Source organism: Desulforhopalus vacuolatus (genome assembly GCF_016918505.1).
Taxonomy (GTDB): Bacteria; Desulfobacterota; Desulfobulbia; order Desulfobulbales; family Desulfocapsaceae; genus Desulforhopalus; species Desulforhopalus vacuolatus.
In genome coordinates this window covers 42395-63930 of sequence record NZ_JAFFPZ010000009.1, presented here as the reverse complement: position 1 = coordinate 63930, position 21536 = coordinate 42395, and the positions used below count along the sequence as shown (strand labels likewise).

Sequence of the window (21536 nt, the reverse complement as noted above, 5' to 3'; positions counted from 1 at the left end):
TCAAACACTCAACTGTTACCGCCGCTGGAAAGCGTAAAGAAGCAGATGGCTGATACGCACAACGGCTGCCAAAAAAACTACATCTTCGTGTATATGCATATTGTAACCACTCATAAAAATACTGACTTTGACGCCCTTGCCTCGGTCATTGCGGGCACCCTCTTCTACCCGGGATCCGTGGGCGTCATACCCTCTTCAGTCAACAGAAACGTCGATCAATTTCTCTCCACGCACAAGAGTGCCTTTAACCTCATCGGGCCGGGAGATGTTGATTTCGAGGCTGTACATCGTCTCACCGTAGTGGACACCAATCACTGGTACCGCCTTGATCGCATGGAGAAGCTGCGCGGTCGTGACGGACTGCACATTGATCTCTGGGACCATCACATGACAACACCGGGAGACATCTCTGGCGACCTTGAATACCGTGAACATATTGGAGCCACCATAAGTCTCTTCATGCGCAAGATGCCGCAGGAACCACTGCGTAACCTCTCACCGCTGGAGTCGACGGTCTTCCTTATCGGTCTCTATGAGGACACCGGCCACCTCACCTTTCCCTCCACCACCCCTGACGATGCCCGTGCTGCAGCTCTGCTTCTTGAGCACGGTGCCGACCTCAACGTCGCCCGCTTCTTTCTCAATCCTCCCTATGAAAAAGGCCAGAAGGACGCCTTCTTCAAGATGACGCAGGCCACCCGCCGCCTCACCGTCCACGGCCATTCCGTGGGCTTTCACCGCATTTCCATGCGGAGCAAGGTGCCCGAGCTGGCTGAGGTGGTCAGCCTCTGCCGCCGGGTGATGGGGGTAGAGGCCATCTTTGGCATCTACGATCTCGGCCATTACCACACCATTATCGGGCGCAGTACAGTGGAGGCGATCAATATCGGAAAAATTCTCAGCGAGTTCGGTGGAGGCGGCCACCCGGGGGCAGGCTCGGCAACGGTAAAGAATACGATTGCAACTCCCGAAGAAAGTGAAAAGCATATTAAATCTCTGCTGTGCCACAATACTGCCAACCAGATTACCATCGCCTCGATTATGTCTTCTCCGGTCATCTCAGTATCACCAGACACAAGCATGGAAAAGGTGAAAATAATCATGGATAAGCAGGGAATTCGAGGCCTTCCGGTAATGGAGGGGAAGAAGATCTGTGGCATGATTGTCCTCTCCGACTTAAAGAGGGTAAAAAAACAAAAACAGTGGCAGGCACCGGTGAAGGCTTTCATGACCCGCGATATCACTACCACCAGGCCGGACACCTCCCCAATGCAGGTGGCGCGCATCATAATAGACGAGGAGATCGGTTATCTGCCTGTAGTGCAGGATGATGAGGTCCTGGGCATTGTCTCCCGCACTGACCTTTTGGGGTGGTTTTATAACATGCAGCCGGAGTCTCTCTCAACAGAGACTCACCTGAAGTGAAAATGGTACTATTCAAAATATCTTTATGTCATTTTTTTATCGTAAGCACTTGACATGTAGACTATTTTTTGTTAGAAAACTGAACTTCATTGTCGTATTAGTGAGCGGGAATAACTCAGTGGTAGAGTGCAACCTTGCCAAGGTTGAAGTCGCGAGTTCGACCCTCGTTTCCCGCTCCATTTTTTTCTCTGCAGTTCTCTCTTCTCCAAACTCCATTTATCAGCTTGATATTCCACCCGACAGAGCCAGACTCCATACTGTTGCCCTCTTTTCCACTCAGACGTCCTCTCCTCCTTTTTCACTGTGGGGCATTGGAAAGATCTGCCCCGACTGTCTCGTTTTCATCAATTTTCCTGAGAACAAATAGTGGTGAAGATACTGGAAGATATCAAAGTTTCGAAGAGAATCGTGGTTACAAACGACAAAAGGAACCACGAATGGACACGAATAAACACGAATTATTACTGAAAAAACCATAAGAGAATGCCCTTGTGGTTGAATTCGGTCTGTTGCCTGCTTTGAGGTAATTGATGTTTTCCGTGTCCTTCCGTGTTTTCCGTGGTAGCCAATTTTATTCATAATACTCCTGGTGCACCGTACGGCTTAACTTCGGATACAAACGTTTTCGTTTAATGCGTTGTCCCTGTTCGTGAAAATTCGTGTCCATTCGTGGTTACAAAATGCAAAAGGAATCACGGATAAACACGAATTATTACTCATTCGTCATCGCCAAAAAAAGATGTCTACGTAGTCGCGTTCTCTGGTCAATACAAAGTGTAAATGGTATTATATAAAAACGTAACTTTTCAAAAAGGAGAATACTGTGAAATATCTGCACACCATGATCCGAGTGCTCGATCTCAATAAATCCCTCGATTTCTATGAAAAAAAACTTGGTCTGCAACAGACCCGCCGCAAAGATTTTGAAGAGGAACGCTTCTCTCTCATCTACCTTGCCACCGCAAAGGGAGAACCAGAGGTAGAACTCACCTGGAACTGGGATGAGAAGAACCCGTACAGTTGTGGCCGTAACTTTGGCCATCTGGCTTTTGAAGTAGATAATATCTATGACTTCTGCCAGAAACTGATGGATGACGGAGTCACCATTCTGCGACCGCCGAGAGATGGGAATATGGCATTTATCCGTTGCCCGGACAAGATCAGTATTGAGCTGCTGCAGAAGGGAAACGCTCTGCCTCCGATGGAACCGTGGAAGAGCATGGGAAATATCGGAGAGTGGTAAAAGCAGGGAAAGGGAGACGGGAGAAAGGAGACGGGAGACAGGGAAAAGCAAAAGACGGAACAGCGAAAAACTTTTTGCCAAAGGAAAGCTCGAAACATGCGAATAAAGGCAAAAAAACTTTAAGAAGTTACGCTTTTATAAAAAATGCCCTTTTTCGCATGATTAAACCATTTCTATTAAGTTATGCTCGTTTTACATCCTGTTTATCCATTCGTAATAGCCAAAAAAGATTTCCACGCAGTTGTGTTATCTGGTTAATACAAAATGTAAATGGCATTATTCAAGGTACCCTGAAGAGTGGCAGGCTCTCAGCACTCCATGACCTGCGGGAGTATTTTGCAGAATCTCCTGCAGGAAACTCACCCGTGATATAAGGGTATCCATAAGTCTAAGTTTTGCCCTCAGTGTTGGTCGCAAAGCAAAATGGCCGCCGGAAAATTTTCCCGAGGGCCATCTTTCTTCTACAGCAACGTCCAGCACTCTTCAGGCAACATTCTTTTCATACTCGGCATCTACCGCCTGCGGATTCCCCCTCGCCGCAGCCACCGCAAGCTGGTCACAGCGCTCGTTGAGAGGATTGCCAGCGTGTCCCTTCACCCAGTAAAACTGCACCTCCATTCCTTCCACCAGTACCAGCAGACGTGCCCAGAGGTCGGCGTTGAGCGCCGGTTCACCGTCACTCTTCTTCCATCCCCTCTTTCGCCATCCTTTCGCCCAGCCGCGGGTTATACCATTGACGAGATAGCGTGAGTCGGAGTGGAGACAAACAGGCCTGCCGCACTCCGCCACCGCTTCAAGAGCAACAAGAGCAGCGGTCATTTCCATGCGGTTGTTGGTGGTCAGACGAAAACCGCCGGAGAGCTCACGCCGGTCGCCATCCATCTCAATAACAGTTCCGTAACCGCCGGGACCCGGATTATTGATACTTCCGCCATCGGTATAGATCAGCACTGCGTTGTCAGCCAGGGGAGGTTTTGATACCCTCGCCACCGTCTTCTTTTTCTTTGGCCCGGTGGGCTTTTTGTTGTAAACGGGATTTTCCAGAAAGGATTTCGCCTCTCTTTCAGTGGGAAAACTTTTATATTTGGCACCGGCCACGCCCTTCACCTGCTTTTCCGCACTTGGCCAGTCAGTATAAATACCGGTCTTGCTGCCGACAGCAACAGCATAAAATTTCTTTTTCGCCACTCTTCCTCTCCCCTAAAAAGAGAGAGCCGGATTCTTCTGCAGAATCCGGCTCCAAAAACTGCTCATCCCCGCCGGGGAATCAGCAACTGGCTCAACCAATCTTTTTTTTGTCGTCTTTCTTTACACCAACCGGTTCGCCTTTTTTATCTATCTGACCGGCGATAGAGGAACGGGTAACGTCGATCTTTACACCCTCGGCAACCTCAAGGGTAATCACAAGGTCGCTGATGTCGACGATGGTACCAATTACTCCACCAGTGGTGGCAACACGGATACCCCGCTTCAGAGAAGCAAGGAACTGCTGATGGAGCTTTGCCGTTTTCTGTTGCGGACGGATAAGCAGAAAGTAAAAAACAACACCAATCAGGATCAAAGGGACAAACGACCCGAGTGCGCTGGGGGCACCGCCTGCGGCAGCGTCGGCTGCATAAGCAACACCTGTAAACATGAAAGACCTCCTCAGATAAGTGTGGAAAAAATTATAGGGTTAAAATGTACAAAGATACTCATTCCGTCTCAAGGGCGCTATAGAAATCTTTACGGAAATCGGCGAAACGGTCTTCCTCAATCGCCCTGCGGATATCAGCCATCAGATGCAGGTAAAAATGAAGGTTGTGGATGGTGTTCAGATGGCTGCTGAGTATCTCCCGCGCCTGGAAAAGGTGACGCAGGTAGCCCCGGGAGTAGTTACGGCAGGTGTAGCAGTCACAACTCTCATCCACCGGTCCCTGATCATCCTGAAAGCGGGCATTCTTGATGCTGATTTTGCCTTTGCGGGTAAAGAGTGAGCCATTGCGGGCATTACGGGTAGGCATGACACAGTCAAACATGTCTATCCCCCGCCACACACCCTCTACCAGATCGGCGGGAGTGCCAACACCCATAAGGTAACGAGAAAAGTTTGCCGGCATGTGAGAGGCGGTTTCCTCGGTCATGTCCAGCATCATTTGCTTCTCCTCTCCCACACTCAAACCGCCCACGGCATAGCCGTCAAAACCGATCTCCTGCAGCGCCTCTACATGGGCTTTGCGCAGATCAGGAAACATCCCCCCCTGAACGATGCCGAAGAGCAGGCGATCCCGTTTTGTATGTGCCTCACGGCAGCGGGCCGCCCAGCGGGTGGTGAGGTCGGTTGAGTGAACTGTCTCCATGCGAGTCGAAGGACAGGGGATGCAGGTGTCAAGACACATCATGATGTCGGAACCAAGGCTCTGCTGCACCTCAATGGCAATCTCTGGGCTGAGAAACAGCTTTGAGCCATCAAGATGAGAACGAAAAGCTGCACCTTCCTCGGTAATTTTGGCGAGTTTTTTCAGGCTGAAGATCTGAAATCCCCCGGAATCCGTAAGAATGGAGCCTTTCCAGTTCATGAACTTGTGCAGCCCGCCAAAACTTTCCACCCGTTTGTGCCCCGGCCTGATAAAGAGATGATAGGTATTCCCGAGAATTATCTGTGCCCCCGCATCAATCAGATTCTCCGGGGTAACGGCCTTCACCGTTCCCTGAGTACCAACCGGCATAAAGACCGGCGTTTCGATAACACCCTGACGGGTGCGAAGCTGACCTCGTCGTGCAGCGCACTCCGAAGAAGTTTTAAGCAGTGTAAAGGGTGATTGTTCCATTAAATTCTCCTGCGGCAGGGGTGAAATCGAGGTAAAAGAAGGTCTTGCTGACACAACATGGTGCACATCCTGCAAAATTAAAAGGGAAACTTACAAGAAAACAGGATGATCATTTGCTTTTTTCTCTTTCCAGACAGTATCTCTTATTATACCATAAGAACATATTGGAGGGCTGGAAAATATACTGCCCATGAAATCCTGAAATGCCAGCAAAAAAGGGTGTCATGCAAAACCACCCGTTATAATTAAAGACAGTCAATGCACACTATACTGCTTTTCACCCACACACCGAAAGTTAAAGAGCAACTCACCCGTCAGCTTGAAGGCTGGGAGGCGTGCCCTCTGCTGCTCTCGGCAGGTGCCGGGACCGATCCTGGCAAACTGATAAGCAGTCGCAGTGTCGGACTTGTTATCCTTGAACTCCCTGCTACAGGCGAATCCCCTGAAAAGACGATCTCCCGACTCACACACCGCTTCCCCTGGCTGCCCTTCATTGTGGTAACTGCCCGACGACTCAGAACCATCCAGGAAATGGTTCTGACCAACGGAGCCAGCGCCTGTATTCCACTGCCACTGGTCGGCGATAATCTGGTGCTCAAAGCAAAGAGTCTGCTTGAGGTAAAAGAGTATGGCCCGCTGCAGAGCATCCCTTTGCACAGTTATCTGCAAATTCTCAAAAGTGAGCACACCACCTGCACCCTTGAGGCAGCAGGCCCGGTTGGCAAAAAAGGCTGGCTGTTCCTGAAAAACGGAACCCTCATCGATGCTGAAACAGAAGCCCTTACTGGAGAAGAAGCCGCGTTGGAGATCATGGGATGGCCGGACCTCCAGCTCAGGCTGCGCTTTTTCAACGATCAACGCGGCTTGCGAATTCATCGACCCGGGCTGGAACTTATTATGGAGGCCTTCGAAAAGCGCTCCGAACAGGAGAAAAGAGATTCAGGGACCGGGTACGCCCGGAAGCATCAGCTTGTCCGGAAACACTTCTTCACTCTCGATACTCCGGTTTCGGTGCACTCTGGAACAACTGTGACACTGCAGCTGCAGGGGAATCAAACGCCTCTCTCCGCCACCGTTGCGGGTATGTTACAGGACAACTATTTTATCGTTACCACCCCGCAACCGGAACGAGATTTTGACAGCGATATGGATAAAATGGATCGTGTCCTCATCAAATTTATCCACAATGGACGGACGTGGATGTTCAAGACACGTTTGCTTCAGCAGGTTCGGGGCACAACCCCCCTGCTCATCTTCGAATATCCATCTGTGTTGCACTGCTATGAACTGCGCAAGGCAAAACGGACCTCAATCTTTCTCCCTTCTACCTTCCACTTTGAGAATAATAGAGAGTTTTACGGGGCCTTGATCAATATCAGCGCAGCAGGCAGTCTCTGTCAGATCAAACACCACCCGGAGCGCCCCATGCCGGTGATAAAGCCCGGAACACTAATGCTGTTGCGTTGTCTGCTGCCTGGGATCAAAGAAGAGCAGATGATCAACTGCCGGGTGCGAAACGTCAACGTCACAGAGGAGACCACCAATGTCGGAGTAGAGTTTGAGAAAATGCCAACCTGTCTCTTAAGTATCACCAACCGGTTTCAGTGTCAGATTCCCCGTCCCCCGCTGCATGGCTGTCGATACCGCCGTCTGAGGGACAAAAGCCAGCTCTTCAGTAACAAAAATTCGGATAAAACCAAAACCGCAGAGAAAAACCTCATAACTGATATGCCTCGTCTCCCCCAGAGTCCATCTGAGGAACCGATCCTGATTTCTCCCAGCAAGCCAAAACCGGTGTGACCCCCCTCACTTTCCCGTGCCCGTCCTGCAGGGACCAGAGCGCCTCCGGAGGGAGCACCGCAATGGAGCTGCTGAAAGCAGTGAGGTCATTTGATCATTTATGGCTGCCTTGAATAATCACATTTTTTTTACTGGCCAGAAAACGCAACTGCGTGGACATCTTTTTTGGCGATTACGAATGAGTAATAATTCGTGTTTATCCGTGTCTATTCGTGATTCCTTTTGCATTTTGTAACCACGAATGGACACGAATTTTCACGAACAGGGACAACGCATTAAACGAAAACGTTTGCATCCGAAGTTGAGCCGTACAGTGCACCAGGATTATTATGAATAAAATTGGCTACCACGGAAAACACGGAAGGACACGGAAAACATCAATTACCTCAAAGCAGGCAACAGACCGAATTCAACCACAAGGGCATTCTCTTATGGTTTTTCCAATAATCCATGGCCCAGCGTGGTGAACTGTTATAAAAACACCAGTCCTTTTTCATAAAAGAACTCGTTTAGGTGAAAAGTACGTTGACACCTACCGCAAACTGATGCCTTTCTCGTCAAAGGTCAGTTTAATCTTTTCGGTCAAAGCGAAAAGAACGCTCCCGTAATCGCCAGTCTTCACCCACGGACGGACAACAATGCTCACTGTTGAAGCACCAAGTTCCGACACGGCAATCTGCAGTGCGGGTTCAGCAAGCACTCGTTTATCAGCACGGATAATCTCTTCGAGAGTCTCTTTGGCGAGGCGGATATCGTCATCATAGCCGATTCCAATTACCATATCCACGCGGCGCCGCGGGTTGGCAGTGACGTTGGTAATGGTGGCTTTGATGATATTGTTATTGGGGATAATTTTGCGTTGATTATCTGCGGTATTGAGCACGGTATTAAAAACATTGATATGCTCTACTACACCGGATTCTCCCCCGACAATGATGAAATCCCGCACCTTGAAGGGACGAAAGAAAATAAGCATCACACCAGCGGAGAAATTGGCCAGAGAATCCTTCAGAGCAAGGCCTACAGCAAGAGATACGGCACCCAGAATGGCAAAGAAAGAGGTCGTTTTCACGCCGATTTGAGAAGCAGCGGCCAGCACCACACTGACCAGCAAAGCGTAGTAGATAATACCTTCGAGGAAACCGATAAGGGTAACATCCACCCCCTGTTTCTCCATCATTTTGGTGAAAATTTGCGAGAGTTTCCGGGAGATCCATCTTCCGATAAAGAAAATGAGAAGTGCAGCCAGCACCTTCCAGACCCAGGGAAGTACCAGTAAACCAAACTGCTGGAGTATCTCCACGTCAAACTGTTTCAAGTTGATTTTGTCTAAAAGATTCTGCATTTCATGTCCTCTCCATCAGAATAAAGCAGCTCAGCCACAGAGTTGCGGGGGCAAAATCTCCCCGCAGTTAGTATCAGGAGACATGTTCGGGACGATCGCCGGTAACATGGCGGATTTCGCGTGCTTCAAGACGATTCTCATTTCCAGGATTCCGATACAGTGAAAATTCAAAGATGTTGGACGAATCCAGAAACATGGAGTCGTGTACATCTACCGCCTGGGAACAGTGAAAAAAAAGCGTCTCCGGACTGAGCCCCTGCTCAGAGAGACTATAATAGCGCATGAAGCCGAAGCCCCGATCGGCCTTATAGCTGACTGCAACTCCCCGCAATCGGCCTTTCAACTCCTCACCATTTTCCGAAGAGGTAACAGGAAGCAGACCAGGAATGAGATAGCCGGAGGTGTAGGAATCTGCAGTTTCACGCAGCGCATTGCTGACATTTTTGAAACCAATGACCTCTACCCGGCAGCCCATATTCTGCAGCGCCAGAATGAGACGGACAAAGTCGCCGTCGCCGGTGAGCAGGATGATTCTGTCGAGATTGCGTGCCTGAAGCAGGGCATCAATTGCCAGATCCATGTCTGCATTGGCCTTTGTCGTCAAAATCCCTTCATCATCAAGGAAATGTTTTACAAATTTCTTGATTACCTTAAACCCGCACTGACGGATAACATCTTGATAATGGTATAGTTTTGTCCGATATTCCGGGTCTTTGGTCCGTTCCCGGTCTTCGGCAATATAAGAGTTGGCACGGAGGAGCACGGAGTGCCCGCAACCGGCAAGACTGGCAAGTACGTTGTAACGCATGCCGTATCCACCACAAATGCGGATGTTCTCCGCATCAACAAAAATTCCAGTTTTAAGCATTGGCATAGAAATTAAGAAGAGACTTCTTTAGGATACCTTCAGGGTACCTTAAATAAAACGACGTAACGGAAGGGCTGATCCCCTTTTCGCCGACAAATTACACCCGGGGGAGATTTTCTCCCTTATTCCCATTCTATAGTGGCCGGAGGTTTGGAAGAAATGTCGTAGACCACACGGTTAACCCCGCGCACCTCGTTGATAATACGGCTGGATATCTCCCCGAGGATTTCCGGAGGAATTCTGCTCCAGTCGGCAGTCATGGCATCGATGGAATCTACAGCGCGGATCGCAATCACATGTTCGTACGTGCGTCCGTCGCCCATAACGCCAACGGTCTGAATAGGCAGCAGCACAGCAAAACTCTGCCAGACCTTGCGGTACCAGCCCGCCCTGCGCATCTCTTCAAGAACAATGACATCAGCCTGGCGCAGGATCGCAAGACGCTCTCCGGAGATCTCACCCATGATACGAATAGCAAGCCCGGGGCCGGGGAACGGCTGGCGAAAGACAGCCTCTTCCGGCAAACCCAGCTCAAGCCCGAGCTGTCGGACCTCATCCTTAAAGAGCTCCCGCAGAGGCTCAATCAACTCAAGCTTCATCACATCCGGCAGACCGCCGACATTGTGATGAGATTTGATCGGCGCAGCACCGCGAAAGGAGACGGACTCAATGACATCCGGGTACAGTGTTCCCTGCGCAAGATATTTTACGGCACCGATCTTCTTCGCTTCTTTTTCAAAAATATCGATAAAGCCAATGCCAATACGCTTGCGCTTCTCCTCAGGATCTGCGATACCGTCCAGCTGGCCGAGGAAAAATTCACTGGCATCTACATTCACAAGATGAAGAGCAGTATGACTGCGGAAAAAGGAGAGCACCGACTCGCTCTCCCCCTCACGCATCAATCCGTTGTTGACGTAGATACAGGTCAACTGATCACCGATGGCCCTGTCAAGCATTGCTGCCACCACCGTGCTGTCCACTCCTCCGGAAAGGGCGCAGATCACTTTGTCATCCCCAACCCGCTCACGAATTTCGCGCACATTCTGGTCAATAAAAGAGGCCATTGTCCATTCCGGTTTACAGCCACAGATATCAAAGATAAAATTCTTCAGCAGATCAGTACCAATGAGGGTGTGCGCCACTTCGGGGTGAAATTGAACAGCGACGAAGGGCTTTTCCCGGTGCGCCATGGCAGCGTAAGGGGAATTATCACTGAAGGCAGTAGCCTCAAAACCTTCGGGCACAACTTCCACCCGGTCACCATGGCTCATCCACACCTGGTGATCGCCTCCCTCCAGTTTTCCAAAAAGGCCACCGGTCCTTTTAATGGTAAGATCCGCTTTGCCAAATTCACGCTTGTGCGCCTTTTCCACCCGTCCACCGTGCTGCTGCAGCATCAACTGGGCACCATAGCAAATTCCCAGCACGGGGATACCAAGTTCAAAGATTGCAGGATCACTGTACGGGGCATCCTCATCATAGACTGAGCAGGGTCCTCCGGAGAGGATGATTCCCGCCGGTTTCAGGGCCTTGATTTTCTCCAGCTTCGTATTGAAGGGATGTATTTCACTGTACACCTTCTGTTCACGAATACGCCGGGCGATGAGCTGGGTAGTCTGAGAACCGAAGTCAAGAATGACAATAGTTTGGTTGTGGACAGCCATGTTCGGCTCCTTATGCGCTGTGATAGTTGGGTGCTTCCTTGGTAATAGTTACGTCGTGAACATGAGACTCACGGAGTCCGGCAGAAGAAATACGAATAAATTTCGCCCGTTTCTGCAGTTCAGGAATACTCTCTGCTCCCACATAGCCCATACCGGAACGCAGGCCACCGAGGAGTTGATAGATCATATCACAAAGCGGTCCGCGATAGGGAACCTTGCCTTCAATTCCTTCGGGGACGAACTTGGAAGTAACTTTTACCGAAGACTGAAAGTAACGATCCGCCGAACCATTGGTCTGGCTCATTGCTCCCAGGGACCCCATACCGCGATAGCTTTTGTAGGTCCGCCCCTGATAGAGGAAAGTTGTCCCCGGGGTCTCCTCGGTTCCTGCCAGCAGAGAACCGATCATCACCGAGCTGGCTCCCACGCCGATAGCCTTGACGATCTCTCCGGAATGTTTGATTCCACCATCCGCAATGATCGGAATACCGTACTTCATCGCCACCTCAACACTGTTCTTGATGGCAGTAATCTGTGGAACGCCAACTCCTGCAACGATTCGTGTGGTACAAATGGAGCCGGGACCAATACCAACCTTCACCCCATCGGCTCCGGCGTCAATCAGAGCCTTTGTTCCCTCGCCGGTGGCCACATTGCCGGCAATCACCTGTAATTGCGGGAAGGCACTCTTTATCCTGTGGATAGCGTCGAGAACCCCCCTGCTGTGGCCATGGGCAGAGTCAATGACCACCACATCGACCCCGGCCTGCATCAATTTCTCGGCATTGCTCTCAATTTGATCTCCTACTCCGAGAGCAGCACCAACCAGCAGGCGTCCCCTGGAGTCTTTGGCGGAATTGGGATATTTACGGGTCTTTTCCAGGTCCTTGATGGTAATCAATCCTTTGAGTGCCCCTTCATCATCAACAACCAGCAGCTTTTCAATGCGGTGCTCATGCAGAAGAGCCTTGGACTGCACCATGGTGATACCCGGTCTGGCAGTGACAAGATTTTTCGAGGTCATCACATCCCTGACATGCAAACCGTTGTCGGAAACAAAACGGAGGTCACGGTTGGTAACGATCCCCACCAGTCTCCCCTCCTTCAGAACCGGCAGGCCGGAGATATGGTATTCACTCATGACCTCCTGCACTTCCGCCACGGTCATGTTCTCGGTGACGGTCACGGGCTCGGTAATCATTCCAGATTCCGATTTTTTCACCCGTTCGACCTCTCGGACCTGCTCCTCAATAGTCATGTTTTTGTGGATAATACCGATGCCACCTTCACGCGCCATGGCGACGGCGGTGCGGGACTCAGTTACGGTATCCATGGCCGAACTGACCAGCGGAGCGTTCAGATTGATTTCTCTGGTGAGGCGGGTCTCGAGATTTACGCCGTCCGGCAGAACTTCTGAAACTTGTGGCACCAGCAGCAAATCATCAAATGTGAGTGCAGTTTCTACGTGATCTGGTAACATGTTTCCTCCTTCACATGTTGATTTTCAGGAATTTTTTCAGAAACAGGCGACGCGGAATACAGATGGATTTCTTTCGAATTTCCGTCACCTGTTATATCTCTATCGCAGAGATTATATTATAATCTGTTGCGGCGACATTGCGCCTCTTGAAGGTAAAAAAAATTAAGAGTGACCAACAAGAGACATACGAAATGTCATCTGCAGTCGCTGCCATGCAGCTGTTTGACAAGGGGAAATGCCATGCTTCTTGAAATAAATACAGAAAACCCGCAACAGCGCCTCATCGACCAGGTGGTCAGTGAGCTGCGGGCAGGTGCGGTAATAGCCTGCCCTACTGGTACGGGATACGGGCTGAGCTGTGATCTGTTTCACGCTCGAGCCATTAAAAAACTCATGTTGTTGAAGAAACGGCCGAAACACAAGCCCTTCTCCATTATCTGTCATGATCTGAGTAATATAGCCCTCTTTGCCCACGTTTCCAATACGGCGTACCGACTGTTGAAACGAAATCTTCCGGGACCATACACCCTGGTTCTTCCTGGAACGAAACTGCTGCCAAAGATGATGGTGACAAAGCAGAAAACTGTCGGTATCCGCGTTGCAGACCAGCCGATCAGTGCCATGCTCACCGAAACCCTCGGCAATCCTCTTGTCAACACCAGTGTGCAGCTGACAAAAGAGGAGGATCCGCTTGCCGAGGCGTGGCAGATTGAGGAACACCTCGGCAGGCAGATTACACTTGTCATAGACGGCGGCATTATCTATCCCGAACCCTCTTCAGTAATAGACCTTACCACCGACACCCCCATAATAATAAGGGAAGGAAAAGGAGACCTTACTCCATTTCGCTGATAAGGGCTTCTTTCAGCGATTTACTCATGGTGAAGTGAAGGGTTTTACGCGCCGGGATATCCATGATCTTACCGGTACGCGGATTCTTTGTTGACCTCGGCTTTCTCTTGCGTACAGAGAAGCTGCCAAATCCGCGCAGCTCAATCCTCCGCTCTTCAATAAGCGCCTCAGTCATCGTCTCAAGCATAATGTTGACAGCAAGATCTACATCCTGCTTCTGCATTGAGAGCTCATGACTGACTTTATCTACAATATCTTTTTTCAACATAATCTTTTCCTCATACCGCAGGAACCAGCCAGCAGCCAGCCCCGGCAGGAGAACAGGGAATCCGCCCCGCAGAAATTTCTGCGGGGCGGAATTTTTTCTACTGTACCCGGGACATTACTCTTCAGAAGAGTCGTTACCCTCTGCGGCAGCGGCCTTAAGGAGATCACCAAAGGTTGAGGGAGCAGCATCCTGTGCAGCCTGCTCTGCCTTCTTGAACTTCTCTACTGCAGCTTCTTCATCTTCTCCTTCAAGAGTTTTCACTGAGAGACCAATCTTGCGATCCTTGGCGGAAACATTGATAACAATAGCCTTCAGGGTATCGCCAACCTGATACATTCCGATCGGAGTTTTCACCTTGTCCTTGCTCAGTTCAGAGACATGGACAAGACCCTCGATACCTTCTTCGAGTTTCACAAAAACCCCAAAGTCGGTAACGTTGGTGATTTCACCTTCAATAACCGTCCCTGAGGGATAGTTGTTGTAAGCCACCTGCCACGGATCAGGAACGAGCTGTTTGACCCCAAGGGAAAAGCGCTCGTGCTCCTTGTCGATTTTGAGGACAACAGCCTCAATGGTCTCACCCTTGGAGAATTTCTCGCTGGGATGCTTGATGCGTTCAGTCCAGGAAAGATCAGAGACGTGGATAAGACCGTCAATACCCTCTTCGATACCGATAAAGATACCAAAGTCAGTGATATTCTTGATCTTGCCTTCAATAACAGAGCCCACCGGATAATTGTCAGTAACCAGATCCCAGGGATTGGGCTGGAGCTGCTTCATACCGAGGGAAATACGTTTGGTCTCGGGCTCAATGTTGAGCACCATTACTTCGACCTCATCACCTACGGAAACCATCTTGGAGGGGTGACGCGGTTTTTTCGACCAGGTCATTTCGGAAACATGGATCAGGCCCTCAACGCCTTCTTCCAGTTCAACGAAGACACCGTAATCAGTGATGGAAACAACCTTGCCTGCTGTCTTTTCGTGGACCGGGTAACGTTCGACAACAGTCTCCCACGGATCAGCGCGAAGCTGCTTGACACCAAGGGATACACGATCATGCTCACGATCATACTTGAGGACTTTAACTTCAAGTTCTTCGCCCACCTTATAGAGTTTCGCAGGATGAGAGACACGGCCCCAGGAGAGGTCGGTAATATGGCAGAGACCATCCATACCGCCCATATCAATGAAGAGACCATAATCGGTGATATTGGTGACAGCACCTTTAATGATTTGTCCCTCTTCCAGCTTGCTGCGCATTGCTTCACGCAGTTTATTGCGTTCCTCTTCGAGGATGGCACGGCGGGAGATGACAACGTTATTTCTCTTCCTGTTGAACTTCAACACTTTGAAGTCCATGGTTTCACCAATCAATCCGTCAAGGTCCTTGACCGGACGAAGATCAATTTGTGAATAGGGCAGGAAAGCGGGAACGCCGATATCAACGGACATACCGCCTTTAACGCGGCTTTCGATTTTACCGTTGATGGTCTCGTCAGCCTCCTGAATCTCAGCAATTTTCTCCCAGACTTTGATGGCAATAGCTTTCTCACGAGAGAGAAGCAGGCCACCTTCATCTTTGCGACGTTCCACAAAGACTTCAAACTGGTCACCGATATTAACGTCTTCGCCCTCTTCCAGACGAAACTCGGAGCGCGGAATATAACTTTCGGCTTTGTCACCGACGTCAACAAGGAAAAAGTTGTCCACAGAACCGATAATGGTCCCCATGGTAACGTCGCCGACAGCGACTACCTTGTTGTTTTCTTCCATTTCAAAGAGCTCTGCAAAACTGAGATCTTCGCCGCCCGCAGGGGTTGATTGGCTGGTTTGTTCTGTCATGAAATTGTTATTCCTGTCGATCAGCCGTCACGATGACCCTGACCGGTGTCTGAAGTTTTCCCGCGAGGCGTTGCACCTTCGCGGAAGAATACGGGGAGAGCACACTGCTTCCCCAATGAATAAAGGATAGATTTTATACCAGGAATCGGGTTAAAAAACAAGGGGAGAGCAGTGTTTTTTCACGCTTTTCCGCCTCTTTTTTTATTCGATAAGGAGCCAGATGAGCGACCGCCGCCATCCCTTGACTGACGCGACCGCCGTCTTTTGTTCGATAATGTTCCAGCGCCTGGCCTCCCTCCCTCTTTTCTTGCAGGAGCTTTTGCAAGGGGAGGCGGTATCTCCAGTAATTCTTCTTCCGGAACGACAAAATTGAACTTCTCCCCAATCAAATCTTCAATAGCCGGCAGGTAGAAAGAGCCCTCTTCACAGGCAAAGCTTATCGCCCGCCCTGTCGCCCCCGCCCGGCCGGTCCGCCCGATACGATGAATGTAGTCTTCCGGCTCAAAAGGAACGCTGTGGTTGATCACCAGGCGAATATCGTTGATGTGAATTCCCCGCCCGGCAACGTCGGTTGCCACCAGTACTTTCACTTTTCCCTCACGAAAACGCTCAAGGCGGGACGTCCGCTTATTCTGCGGCACTTCGCCGGAGAGCAACACACAGTCTATTGCATTACGCTTTAAGCGATCGGCAACACGCCGGGCCTCCCCTCTCATATTAGCGAAAATGATCGTCCGGTCCTCGGGATGAGCCTTGAGCACATTATAGATAATGGTGTATTTCTCTTCTTTACTTGCAAGATAAACAACCTCTTCCACCGTATTTGAGGTGGCGTGCTCCGGCTCGGCATCCACCATAACAGGATCAACACACCATTGGTAAGCAAGACGCCGCACAGCTTCAGTAATGGTGGCAGAAAAGAGCAGAGTCTGCCGCTTTTCCTTCTGTGGCAGGCGACCGACGATACGTCGCACATCGGGAATAAAACCCATGTCGAGCATACGATCAGCTTCATCGAGGATGAGAATTTCGCAGGTGCTGAGATTAACCACACCCTTGCCGATAAAGTCGAGCAGTCTCCCCGGAGTAGCAACGAGCAGATCGCAGGGACTCTCCCGGAGAAGACTCATCTGCTTCTGATAATCAACCCCGCCAAAAACCGTCCGCACATTTATATTACAGTATTTTCCGAGTTCCCCGGCATCTTTGCCGATCTGAATAACCAGCTCCCGGGTAGGTACAATGACCAGCGCCCGCGGAGCACCATTACGACCTTTTTCACTGAGCTTCTCAGTAAGCAGACGGGTGAAAGTGGTAATGAGGAAAACGGCGGTCTTGCCAGTTCCAGTGTTTGCCTTGCCAACAAAGTCTTTTCCTCCGAGACAGTTGCTCAGGGACTGTTCCTGCACCGGAGTACAGTGTTGAAACCCAAGATCGGCAACAGCATGCATTACCTCATCCGGGATATCAAAGTCATGGAATCGGCACCTCCCTTTTTCTGGAGGAACGACAAAGGATTCCCGAGTCCACACCGGCTTCGCCTCTTTTGCCGGATGGGCTTTCTTCACCCTTTGGCGTTTCACCGGCTTTTCTGCCGACACGCTCTGTATGGCCTCACGGCTGCCCTGCTCTGCTGCGGGGGCCTGCGCCTCCGCTTTCCGGCTGGCCTTCTCTTGAAAATCAGCGGGATGCTGGAGCCTTTGACCGTTGGCGAACAGTGTTTTTTTCATGAACTATCCTGTAAAAAAGAAACCGGACCGCCTGTTGAGACGACCCGGAAGAGAAATATCAAAGAGAAGCTTTCAGGGCACCTTGAATAATCGCCCATTTTCTTCGTTACAGTCAAAAAAATATCCTCGGAGGTAAACGCCAGACTCCGAAATCAATCTCAGAGACCTGCGATAAATTTCCTTCGGTGTCTCGAATATAAACGAATGAAGACTGTTTCAAGGTACCCGTTACTGCTTATTTTCCTGCCAGCCGCAACTCTTCCATCCATGCGCCGAACAGTTCTTCATACTCAGGAATGGCCTTGCGCAGCAAAATTGAGATATACTTCACATCTCTGCTGTTCACCGTCAGGTTGACGGACAGGGTGAGAGCTTCAAGATCATACATTGTTGTGCGATCATCACCGACCAGCACATAGAAAATATTCCGACGTCGAGACATCGGCAAACTACACATGTAATTATGGAATTGAGAATTTTCAAGGTCTCCTTTTTCATAATCAGTGTGCATAAACACCAGTGAATAGGATGTAAAATACATGAGAGAGAGTGCCTTTTCCACACTGACAGCCTCTTCCACCTGATAACCGAGATCCTCTACAGCCTTGATCAGCTCTTTCTTTCCCTTGATATCGGAGAAAAGGACCATGGCTCGCGGTACTCCGTCGATTTTTTTGTCCTCATCGACCTCCCCCCGGGCAAGCCAGTCAAGGGAGGGAGCCGCCGGAGGCCGAACAGCAACCTGCGAAGCCTGCCGACGGGCATTCTTTTCGAAAACTTCCCGCTCTCCGCCAGCGACAAGTGTTCCACTCAGGGAAAAAGTTTTTTTACAGTTGACACATTGCACTTTAAGGGTCTTCCCGGCAGGCAGGTTCTTGAGATTCTTGATAATCCCTTCATTCAATTTCAACTGCGTTGAGCAGTGCGGGCACTTGACAATCATTATCTTATTTCTCCTTTCTTACGCCTGCGTTTGCCTGCCTGTTCCTCTTCTTCCATGCTCAAATCGTTAAGAGAAAAGGTCAATTCCCCACGTCCAGACTTGATCTGGTCGAGACCACGATTGAGCAAGGACCGCTGAGAACAGTAGGTGACAGCATTTTCTTCGGTAATAAGCCCCTGAGAATAAAGTTCGAGCAGATGTTGATCGAAGGTCCACATCTGCAGGGCACTTCCTTCCTCAATAATGCTGTAGTAGGTCTTGTCTTCGGTCTCCCCATTGAGAATCAGGTTTTTTATCCGCAAACTGATTCGCATAATCTCCATGGCGGCAATCCGTCCTCCACCAACCCGTGGCAGCAGACGCTGACTGGCAACCCACTTAATGGTATCCACAAGACGACTGCGGACCTGGTTCTGCTCGTCCTGGTCGAACATGGAGATAATCCGGTTCATGGTTTGGCCTGCGTCGATGGTATGCAGGGTGGAGAGAACAAGGTGCCCCGTTTCAGCAGCGGTCAAAGCGATTTCCATGCTTTCCCGATCACGCATCTCACCAACCAGGATAACTTTCGGGGCCTGGCGGAGAGCAGCCCGCAGACCGGCGGCAAAAGAGTCAAAGTCACTGCCCAGTTCACGCTGATTGAAGGTCGCCTTTTTCTGCTTGTGGACATACTCTATCGGGTCTTCGAGGGTGACAACATGCACTGCCCTTTTTTCGTTGATTTGATTGAGCAGGGCAGCCAGCGAAGTAGTCTTTCCTGAACCGGTGGCACCCGTGAAGAGGACAAGTCCGTTGATCTCATTCGCCATTGTCACAAAAGACTCGGGGAACTGCATTCCGGTGATGGTCGGGATCGCTGTTTGAAGCTTCCGCAGAACGGTGGTCAAATAGCCTTTCTGGGTGAAAATATTAACCCGGAAACGGGCCTGGTCGCCGAGATGATAAGAGAGGTCACAGGAACCGGTGCTGACAAGATTTTTGAGCATCCGCCGGTTATTGCCGATAAGATTGAGGGCAAACACCTCAGTTTGAAATGGGGTAAGCTCTCTTACGGGCGGTTCAATATCCACAGGCATAAGCACTCCGTCTGACTCTACCTGCAGGGTTTTCCCCACAGTGATATTCAGATCCGAGACATTTTTATATGCCTCAAGCATTCGTGCAATCCAGTAGTCAATTTCATTCTTTTTCATCTCTTCTCCCTGAAAAAGTGTACAATACAGAGGGTAAAAGTTGTATATTGTCTTCTTCTTTCTTTTTCTTAGTAGAAAATACATTTTTTCCCTGTTTTTTTCTACTTTTTCCTTTTATTTATGTCATAAAGCTTTTTTTTCGGGAGCGAAATATTATGTCCATACCACGTAGAAGTGCCACCACAACTCAGGGACGAAAAATGGCAGGTGCCCGCAGTCTCTGGCGGGCAAATGGGGCAAAAGAAGAACATTTTAACAGACCGATTATTGGGATTGTGAACTCCTTCACCCAGTTTGTTCCCGGACATGTCCATCTGCATGAGATTGGCCAGCAGGTAAAGCAGATCATTGAAGGACTCGGGTGTTTTGCCGCCGAATTCGACACCATCGCCATTGATGACGGCATCGCCATGGGTCATTCCGGGATGCTCTACTCTCTCCCCTCCCGTGATCTTATTGCCGACAGTGTGGAATACATGTGCAATGCCCACACCGTGGATGCCATCATCTGCATCAGCAACTGCGACAAAATCACCCCCGGCATGCTGATGGCCGCCATGCGCCTTAATATTCCAGCAATTTTCGTCTCCGGTGGTCCGATGGAAGCTGGCGTTGACGGCGACAAACGCTACGACCTTATTGATGCCATCATCCTTGCCGCTGACGATAACGTCAGTGAAGAGGAGATTGAAAAGGTTGAACGCTGTGCCTGCCCCACCTGTGGTTCCTGCTCGGGGATGTTTACCGCCAATTCAATGAATTGTCTCACCGAGGCACTCGGCATGTCCCTGCCAGGCAACGGAACCATCGTTGCCACCCACAAAAACCGCCTGCAGCTCTTTGAAATCGCGGCAAAACGTATTGTTGAAATGGCCGACGCATATTATGAGCATGAAGATACCTCGGTACTGCCCCGCAATATCGCCAGCAAGGCAGCCTTCCTCAACGCCATGGCCCTCGACATCGCCATGGGCGGCTCCACCAATACCGTCCTCCATCTGCTTGCCGTTGCCCGCGAGGCAGAAGTTGACTTCACCATAAGTGATATCGACATCCTCTCCCGCCGGGTACCAAACCTTTGCAAGGTTGCCCCCAGCTCCAGTTATCACGTGGAAGATGTCAACCGCGCCGGCGGTGTCATGGGCATTCTCGGGGAACTTGATCGCGGCAACCTGCTTGATACGTCGGTACATCGTGCTGACGGCACCACCCTCAAAGAAGCCCTGCAGAAATGGGATCTACTCCGGGAAGGACACAGTGCCGACGCGGAAACTCTCGCCAGCTCTGCTCCCGCACACTCCACGCGCAACCTGGTCCTCGGCTCTCAGACAAGCGTCTTCAAAGAACTTGACCTTGACCGCGCCGGTGGTTGTATCCGGGATATGGAACACTGTTACGACAAAGAGGGTGGGATTGCCGTCCTCTTTGGCAATATTGCCGAGAGAGGCTGCATCGTCAAGACAGCGGGTGTAGATCCTTCCATCTACTCCTTCTCCGGATCTGCGGTAGTATGCAACTCTCAGGAAGATGCCTGTGATGCCATCCTCAGCGGTAAAGTGAAGGCAGGAGACGTGGTTGTCATCCTTTATGAAGGCCCTCGCGGCGGGCCAGGAATGCAGGAGATGCTCTACCCGACCTCCTACCTGAAATCAATTCATCTCGGCAAGGAGTGTGCCCTGATCACCGATGGGCGTTTCTCTGGTGGAACCTCAGGCCTCTCCATTGGTCATGTTTCTCCTGAAGCTGCTGCGGGCGGCGCGATTGGTCTGCTCCGCAACGGAGATATCATTGATATTAACATTGAAAAACGCAGCATCAACGTTAACCTCAGCGATGCTGAACTTGCCAAACGGCGCAAAGCTGAAGAAGCAAAAGGGAAAGAGGCATGGACGCCCGTCGGCCGCGACAGGGTGGTCAGCCGGGCACTCCAGGCCTACGCCCTCTTCGCCAGTTCTGCGGATACCGGAGCGGTACGCAGACTCCCTGGCGAAGAATAATTCCGCGTCTTCAAGGTTTCCACAAAACCACCTCCGGCACCGTTACGGTGCCGGAGATGATGTAATGTTC

Annotated in this window: 18 protein-coding genes and 1 tRNA gene; 7 read left to right on the top strand and 12 right to left on the bottom strand. The window is 50.4% G+C overall.

From position 1 onward, the window contains the following. The first annotated feature begins 45 nt into the window (after nt 1-45). The 4 genes from JWG39_RS07760 (at nt 46) to JWG39_RS07745 (ending at nt 3042) form a co-directional block, all read left to right on the top strand. Nucleotides 46-1425, top strand: coding sequence for a CBS domain-containing protein (locus tag JWG39_RS07760; protein WP_240192043.1), 1380 nt, complete (start codon nt 46-48; stop codon nt 1423-1425). A 104-nt stretch (nt 1426-1529) separates the two neighbouring features. Next, nucleotides 1530-1604: transfer RNA gene (locus JWG39_RS07755), tRNA-Gly, on the top strand. A gap of 644 nt (nt 1605-2248) precedes the next feature. Then, nucleotides 2249-2668 (top strand): VOC family protein, encoded by a 420-nt coding sequence (locus JWG39_RS07750; protein WP_205218818.1) that lies wholly within the window; start codon nt 2249-2251, stop codon nt 2666-2668. Further along, on the top strand, nt 2662-3042 hold the full coding sequence (locus JWG39_RS07745; protein WP_205218817.1) for a hypothetical protein: 381 nt from the start codon (nt 2662-2664) through the stop codon (nt 3040-3042). Before JWG39_RS07750 ends, JWG39_RS07745 begins: the two co-directional genes overlap by 7 nt. A 109-nt stretch (nt 3043-3151) precedes the next feature. Here the strand turns inward: JWG39_RS07745 and rnhA are convergent, their stop codons facing one another. The 3 genes from rnhA to tgt all read right to left on the bottom strand — a co-directional run bounded on the left by rnhA (nt 3152) and on the right by tgt (nt 5478). After that, complete coding sequence (gene rnhA, locus JWG39_RS07740) at nt 3152-3856, bottom strand: ribonuclease HI (protein ID WP_205218816.1); 705 nt, start codon at nt 3854-3856, stop codon at nt 3152-3154. Nucleotides 3857-3947: 91 nt separating this feature from the next. Next, nucleotides 3948-4304 (bottom strand): preprotein translocase subunit YajC, encoded by a 357-nt coding sequence (gene yajC / locus JWG39_RS07735; protein WP_205218815.1) that lies wholly within the window; start codon nt 4302-4304, stop codon nt 3948-3950. 58 nt (nt 4305-4362) lie between these two features. Continuing rightward, nucleotides 4363-5478: a tRNA guanosine(34) transglycosylase Tgt gene (tgt, locus tag JWG39_RS07730; RefSeq protein WP_205218814.1), complete on the bottom strand. Its 1116-nt coding sequence runs from the start codon at nt 5476-5478 to the stop codon at nt 4363-4365. Nucleotides 5479-5736: 258 nt separating this feature from the next. Here tgt and JWG39_RS07725 point away from each other — a divergent pair, with 258 nt between their 5' ends. Next, the gene (locus JWG39_RS07725; protein ID WP_205218813.1) at nt 5737-7278 is read left to right on the top strand and encodes a flagellar brake domain-containing protein; all 1542 of its coding nucleotides are present in this window, start codon (nt 5737-5739) and stop codon (nt 7276-7278) included. Between the two features lie 532 nt (nt 7279-7810). Here JWG39_RS07725 and JWG39_RS07720 read toward each other — a convergent pair. The 4 genes from JWG39_RS07720 to guaB all read right to left on the bottom strand — a co-directional run bounded on the left by JWG39_RS07720 (nt 7811) and on the right by guaB (nt 12638). Further along, a complete protein-coding gene (locus JWG39_RS07720; protein WP_205218812.1) occupies nt 7811-8623 on the bottom strand; it encodes a mechanosensitive ion channel family protein in 813 nt (270 codons plus the stop codon). A gap of 73 nt (nt 8624-8696) precedes the next feature. Continuing rightward, on the bottom strand, nt 8697-9497 hold the full coding sequence (locus JWG39_RS07715; RefSeq protein WP_240192042.1) for a LabA-like NYN domain-containing protein: 801 nt from the start codon (nt 9495-9497) through the stop codon (nt 8697-8699). 116 nt (nt 9498-9613) lie between these two features. Continuing rightward, complete coding sequence (gene guaA, locus JWG39_RS07710; RefSeq protein WP_205218811.1) at nt 9614-11158, bottom strand: glutamine-hydrolyzing GMP synthase; 1545 nt, start codon at nt 11156-11158, stop codon at nt 9614-9616. 10 nt (nt 11159-11168) lie between these two features. Then, nucleotides 11169-12638 (bottom strand): IMP dehydrogenase, encoded by a 1470-nt coding sequence (gene guaB, locus JWG39_RS07705; RefSeq protein ID WP_205218810.1) that lies wholly within the window; start codon nt 12636-12638, stop codon nt 11169-11171. A gap of 240 nt (nt 12639-12878) precedes the next feature. Here guaB and JWG39_RS07700 point away from each other — a divergent pair, with 240 nt between their 5' ends. After that, nucleotides 12879-13490, top strand: coding sequence for an L-threonylcarbamoyladenylate synthase (locus JWG39_RS07700; RefSeq protein WP_205218809.1), 612 nt, complete (start codon nt 12879-12881; stop codon nt 13488-13490). Here JWG39_RS07700 and JWG39_RS07695 read toward each other — a convergent pair. The 5 genes from JWG39_RS07695 to JWG39_RS07675 form a co-directional block, all read right to left on the bottom strand. Beyond that, the gene (locus JWG39_RS07695; protein ID WP_205218808.1) at nt 13474-13758 is read right to left on the bottom strand and encodes an HU family DNA-binding protein; all 285 of its coding nucleotides are present in this window, start codon (nt 13756-13758) and stop codon (nt 13474-13476) included. The two genes, JWG39_RS07700 and JWG39_RS07695, sit on opposite strands and share 17 nt — an antisense overlap. 114 nt (nt 13759-13872) lie before the next feature. Further along, entirely contained in the window at nt 13873-15603 is a 1731-nt protein-coding gene (locus JWG39_RS07690; RefSeq protein ID WP_205218807.1) for a 30S ribosomal protein S1, read from the bottom strand. Between the two features lie 179 nt (nt 15604-15782). After that, nucleotides 15783-17333: a DEAD/DEAH box helicase gene (locus JWG39_RS07685; RefSeq protein ID WP_205218806.1), complete on the bottom strand. Its 1551-nt coding sequence runs from the start codon at nt 17331-17333 to the stop codon at nt 15783-15785. A gap of 235 nt (nt 17334-17568) precedes the next feature. Continuing rightward, a complete protein-coding gene (locus JWG39_RS07680) occupies nt 17569-18276 on the bottom strand; it encodes a zinc ribbon domain-containing protein (protein ID WP_205218805.1) in 708 nt (235 codons plus the stop codon). Beyond that, a complete protein-coding gene (locus JWG39_RS07675; protein ID WP_205218804.1) occupies nt 18276-19469 on the bottom strand; it encodes a type IV pilus twitching motility protein PilT in 1194 nt (397 codons plus the stop codon). The genes JWG39_RS07680 and JWG39_RS07675 overlap by 1 nt, the downstream gene beginning before the upstream one ends. A 155-nt stretch (nt 19470-19624) precedes the next feature. Between JWG39_RS07675 and ilvD the strand changes: the two genes are divergently transcribed. Further along, complete coding sequence (ilvD, locus tag JWG39_RS07670) at nt 19625-21466, top strand: dihydroxy-acid dehydratase (protein ID WP_240192041.1); 1842 nt, start codon at nt 19625-19627, stop codon at nt 21464-21466. The last annotated feature ends 70 nt before the right edge of the window (nt 21467-21536 follow it).

What these genes read in the sequence shown, in the direction of transcription:
- JWG39_RS07760 (WP_240192043.1), top strand. Translation starts at nt 46, where the DNA reads ATGGCTGATACGCACAACGGCTGCCAAAAAAACTACATCTTCGTGTAT.
- yajC (WP_205218815.1), bottom strand. Translation starts at nt 4,304, where the DNA reads ATGTTTACAGGTGTTGCTTATGCAGCCGACGCTGCCGCAGGCGGTGCC.
- tgt (WP_205218814.1), bottom strand. Translation starts at nt 5,478, where the DNA reads ATGGAACAATCACCCTTTACACTGCTTAAAACTTCTTCGGAGTGCGCT.
- JWG39_RS07725 (WP_205218813.1), top strand. Translation starts at nt 5,737, where the DNA reads ATGCACACTATACTGCTTTTCACCCACACACCGAAAGTTAAAGAGCAA.
- JWG39_RS07720 (WP_205218812.1), bottom strand. Translation starts at nt 8,623, where the DNA reads ATGCAGAATCTTTTAGACAAAATCAACTTGAAACAGTTTGACGTGGAG.
- JWG39_RS07715 (WP_240192042.1), bottom strand. Translation starts at nt 9,497, where the DNA reads ATGCCAATGCTTAAAACTGGAATTTTTGTTGATGCGGAGAACATCCGC.
- guaA (WP_205218811.1), bottom strand. Translation starts at nt 11,158, where the DNA reads ATGGCTGTCCACAACCAAACTATTGTCATTCTTGACTTCGGTTCTCAG.
- guaB (WP_205218810.1), bottom strand. Translation starts at nt 12,638, where the DNA reads ATGTTACCAGATCACGTAGAAACTGCACTCACATTTGATGATTTGCTG.
- JWG39_RS07700 (WP_205218809.1), top strand. Translation starts at nt 12,879, where the DNA reads ATGCTTCTTGAAATAAATACAGAAAACCCGCAACAGCGCCTCATCGAC.
- JWG39_RS07695 (WP_205218808.1), bottom strand. Translation starts at nt 13,758, where the DNA reads ATGTTGAAAAAAGATATTGTAGATAAAGTCAGTCATGAGCTCTCAATG.
- JWG39_RS07690 (WP_205218807.1), bottom strand. Translation starts at nt 15,603, where the DNA reads ATGACAGAACAAACCAGCCAATCAACCCCTGCGGGCGGCGAAGATCTC.
- JWG39_RS07685 (WP_205218806.1), bottom strand. Translation starts at nt 17,333, where the DNA reads ATGAAAAAAACACTGTTCGCCAACGGTCAAAGGCTCCAGCATCCCGCT.
- JWG39_RS07680 (WP_205218805.1), bottom strand. Translation starts at nt 18,276, where the DNA reads ATGATTGTCAAGTGCCCGCACTGCTCAACGCAGTTGAAATTGAATGAA.
- JWG39_RS07675 (WP_205218804.1), bottom strand. Translation starts at nt 19,469, where the DNA reads ATGAAAAAGAATGAAATTGACTACTGGATTGCACGAATGCTTGAGGCA.
- ilvD (WP_240192041.1), top strand. Translation starts at nt 19,625, where the DNA reads ATGTCCATACCACGTAGAAGTGCCACCACAACTCAGGGACGAAAAATG.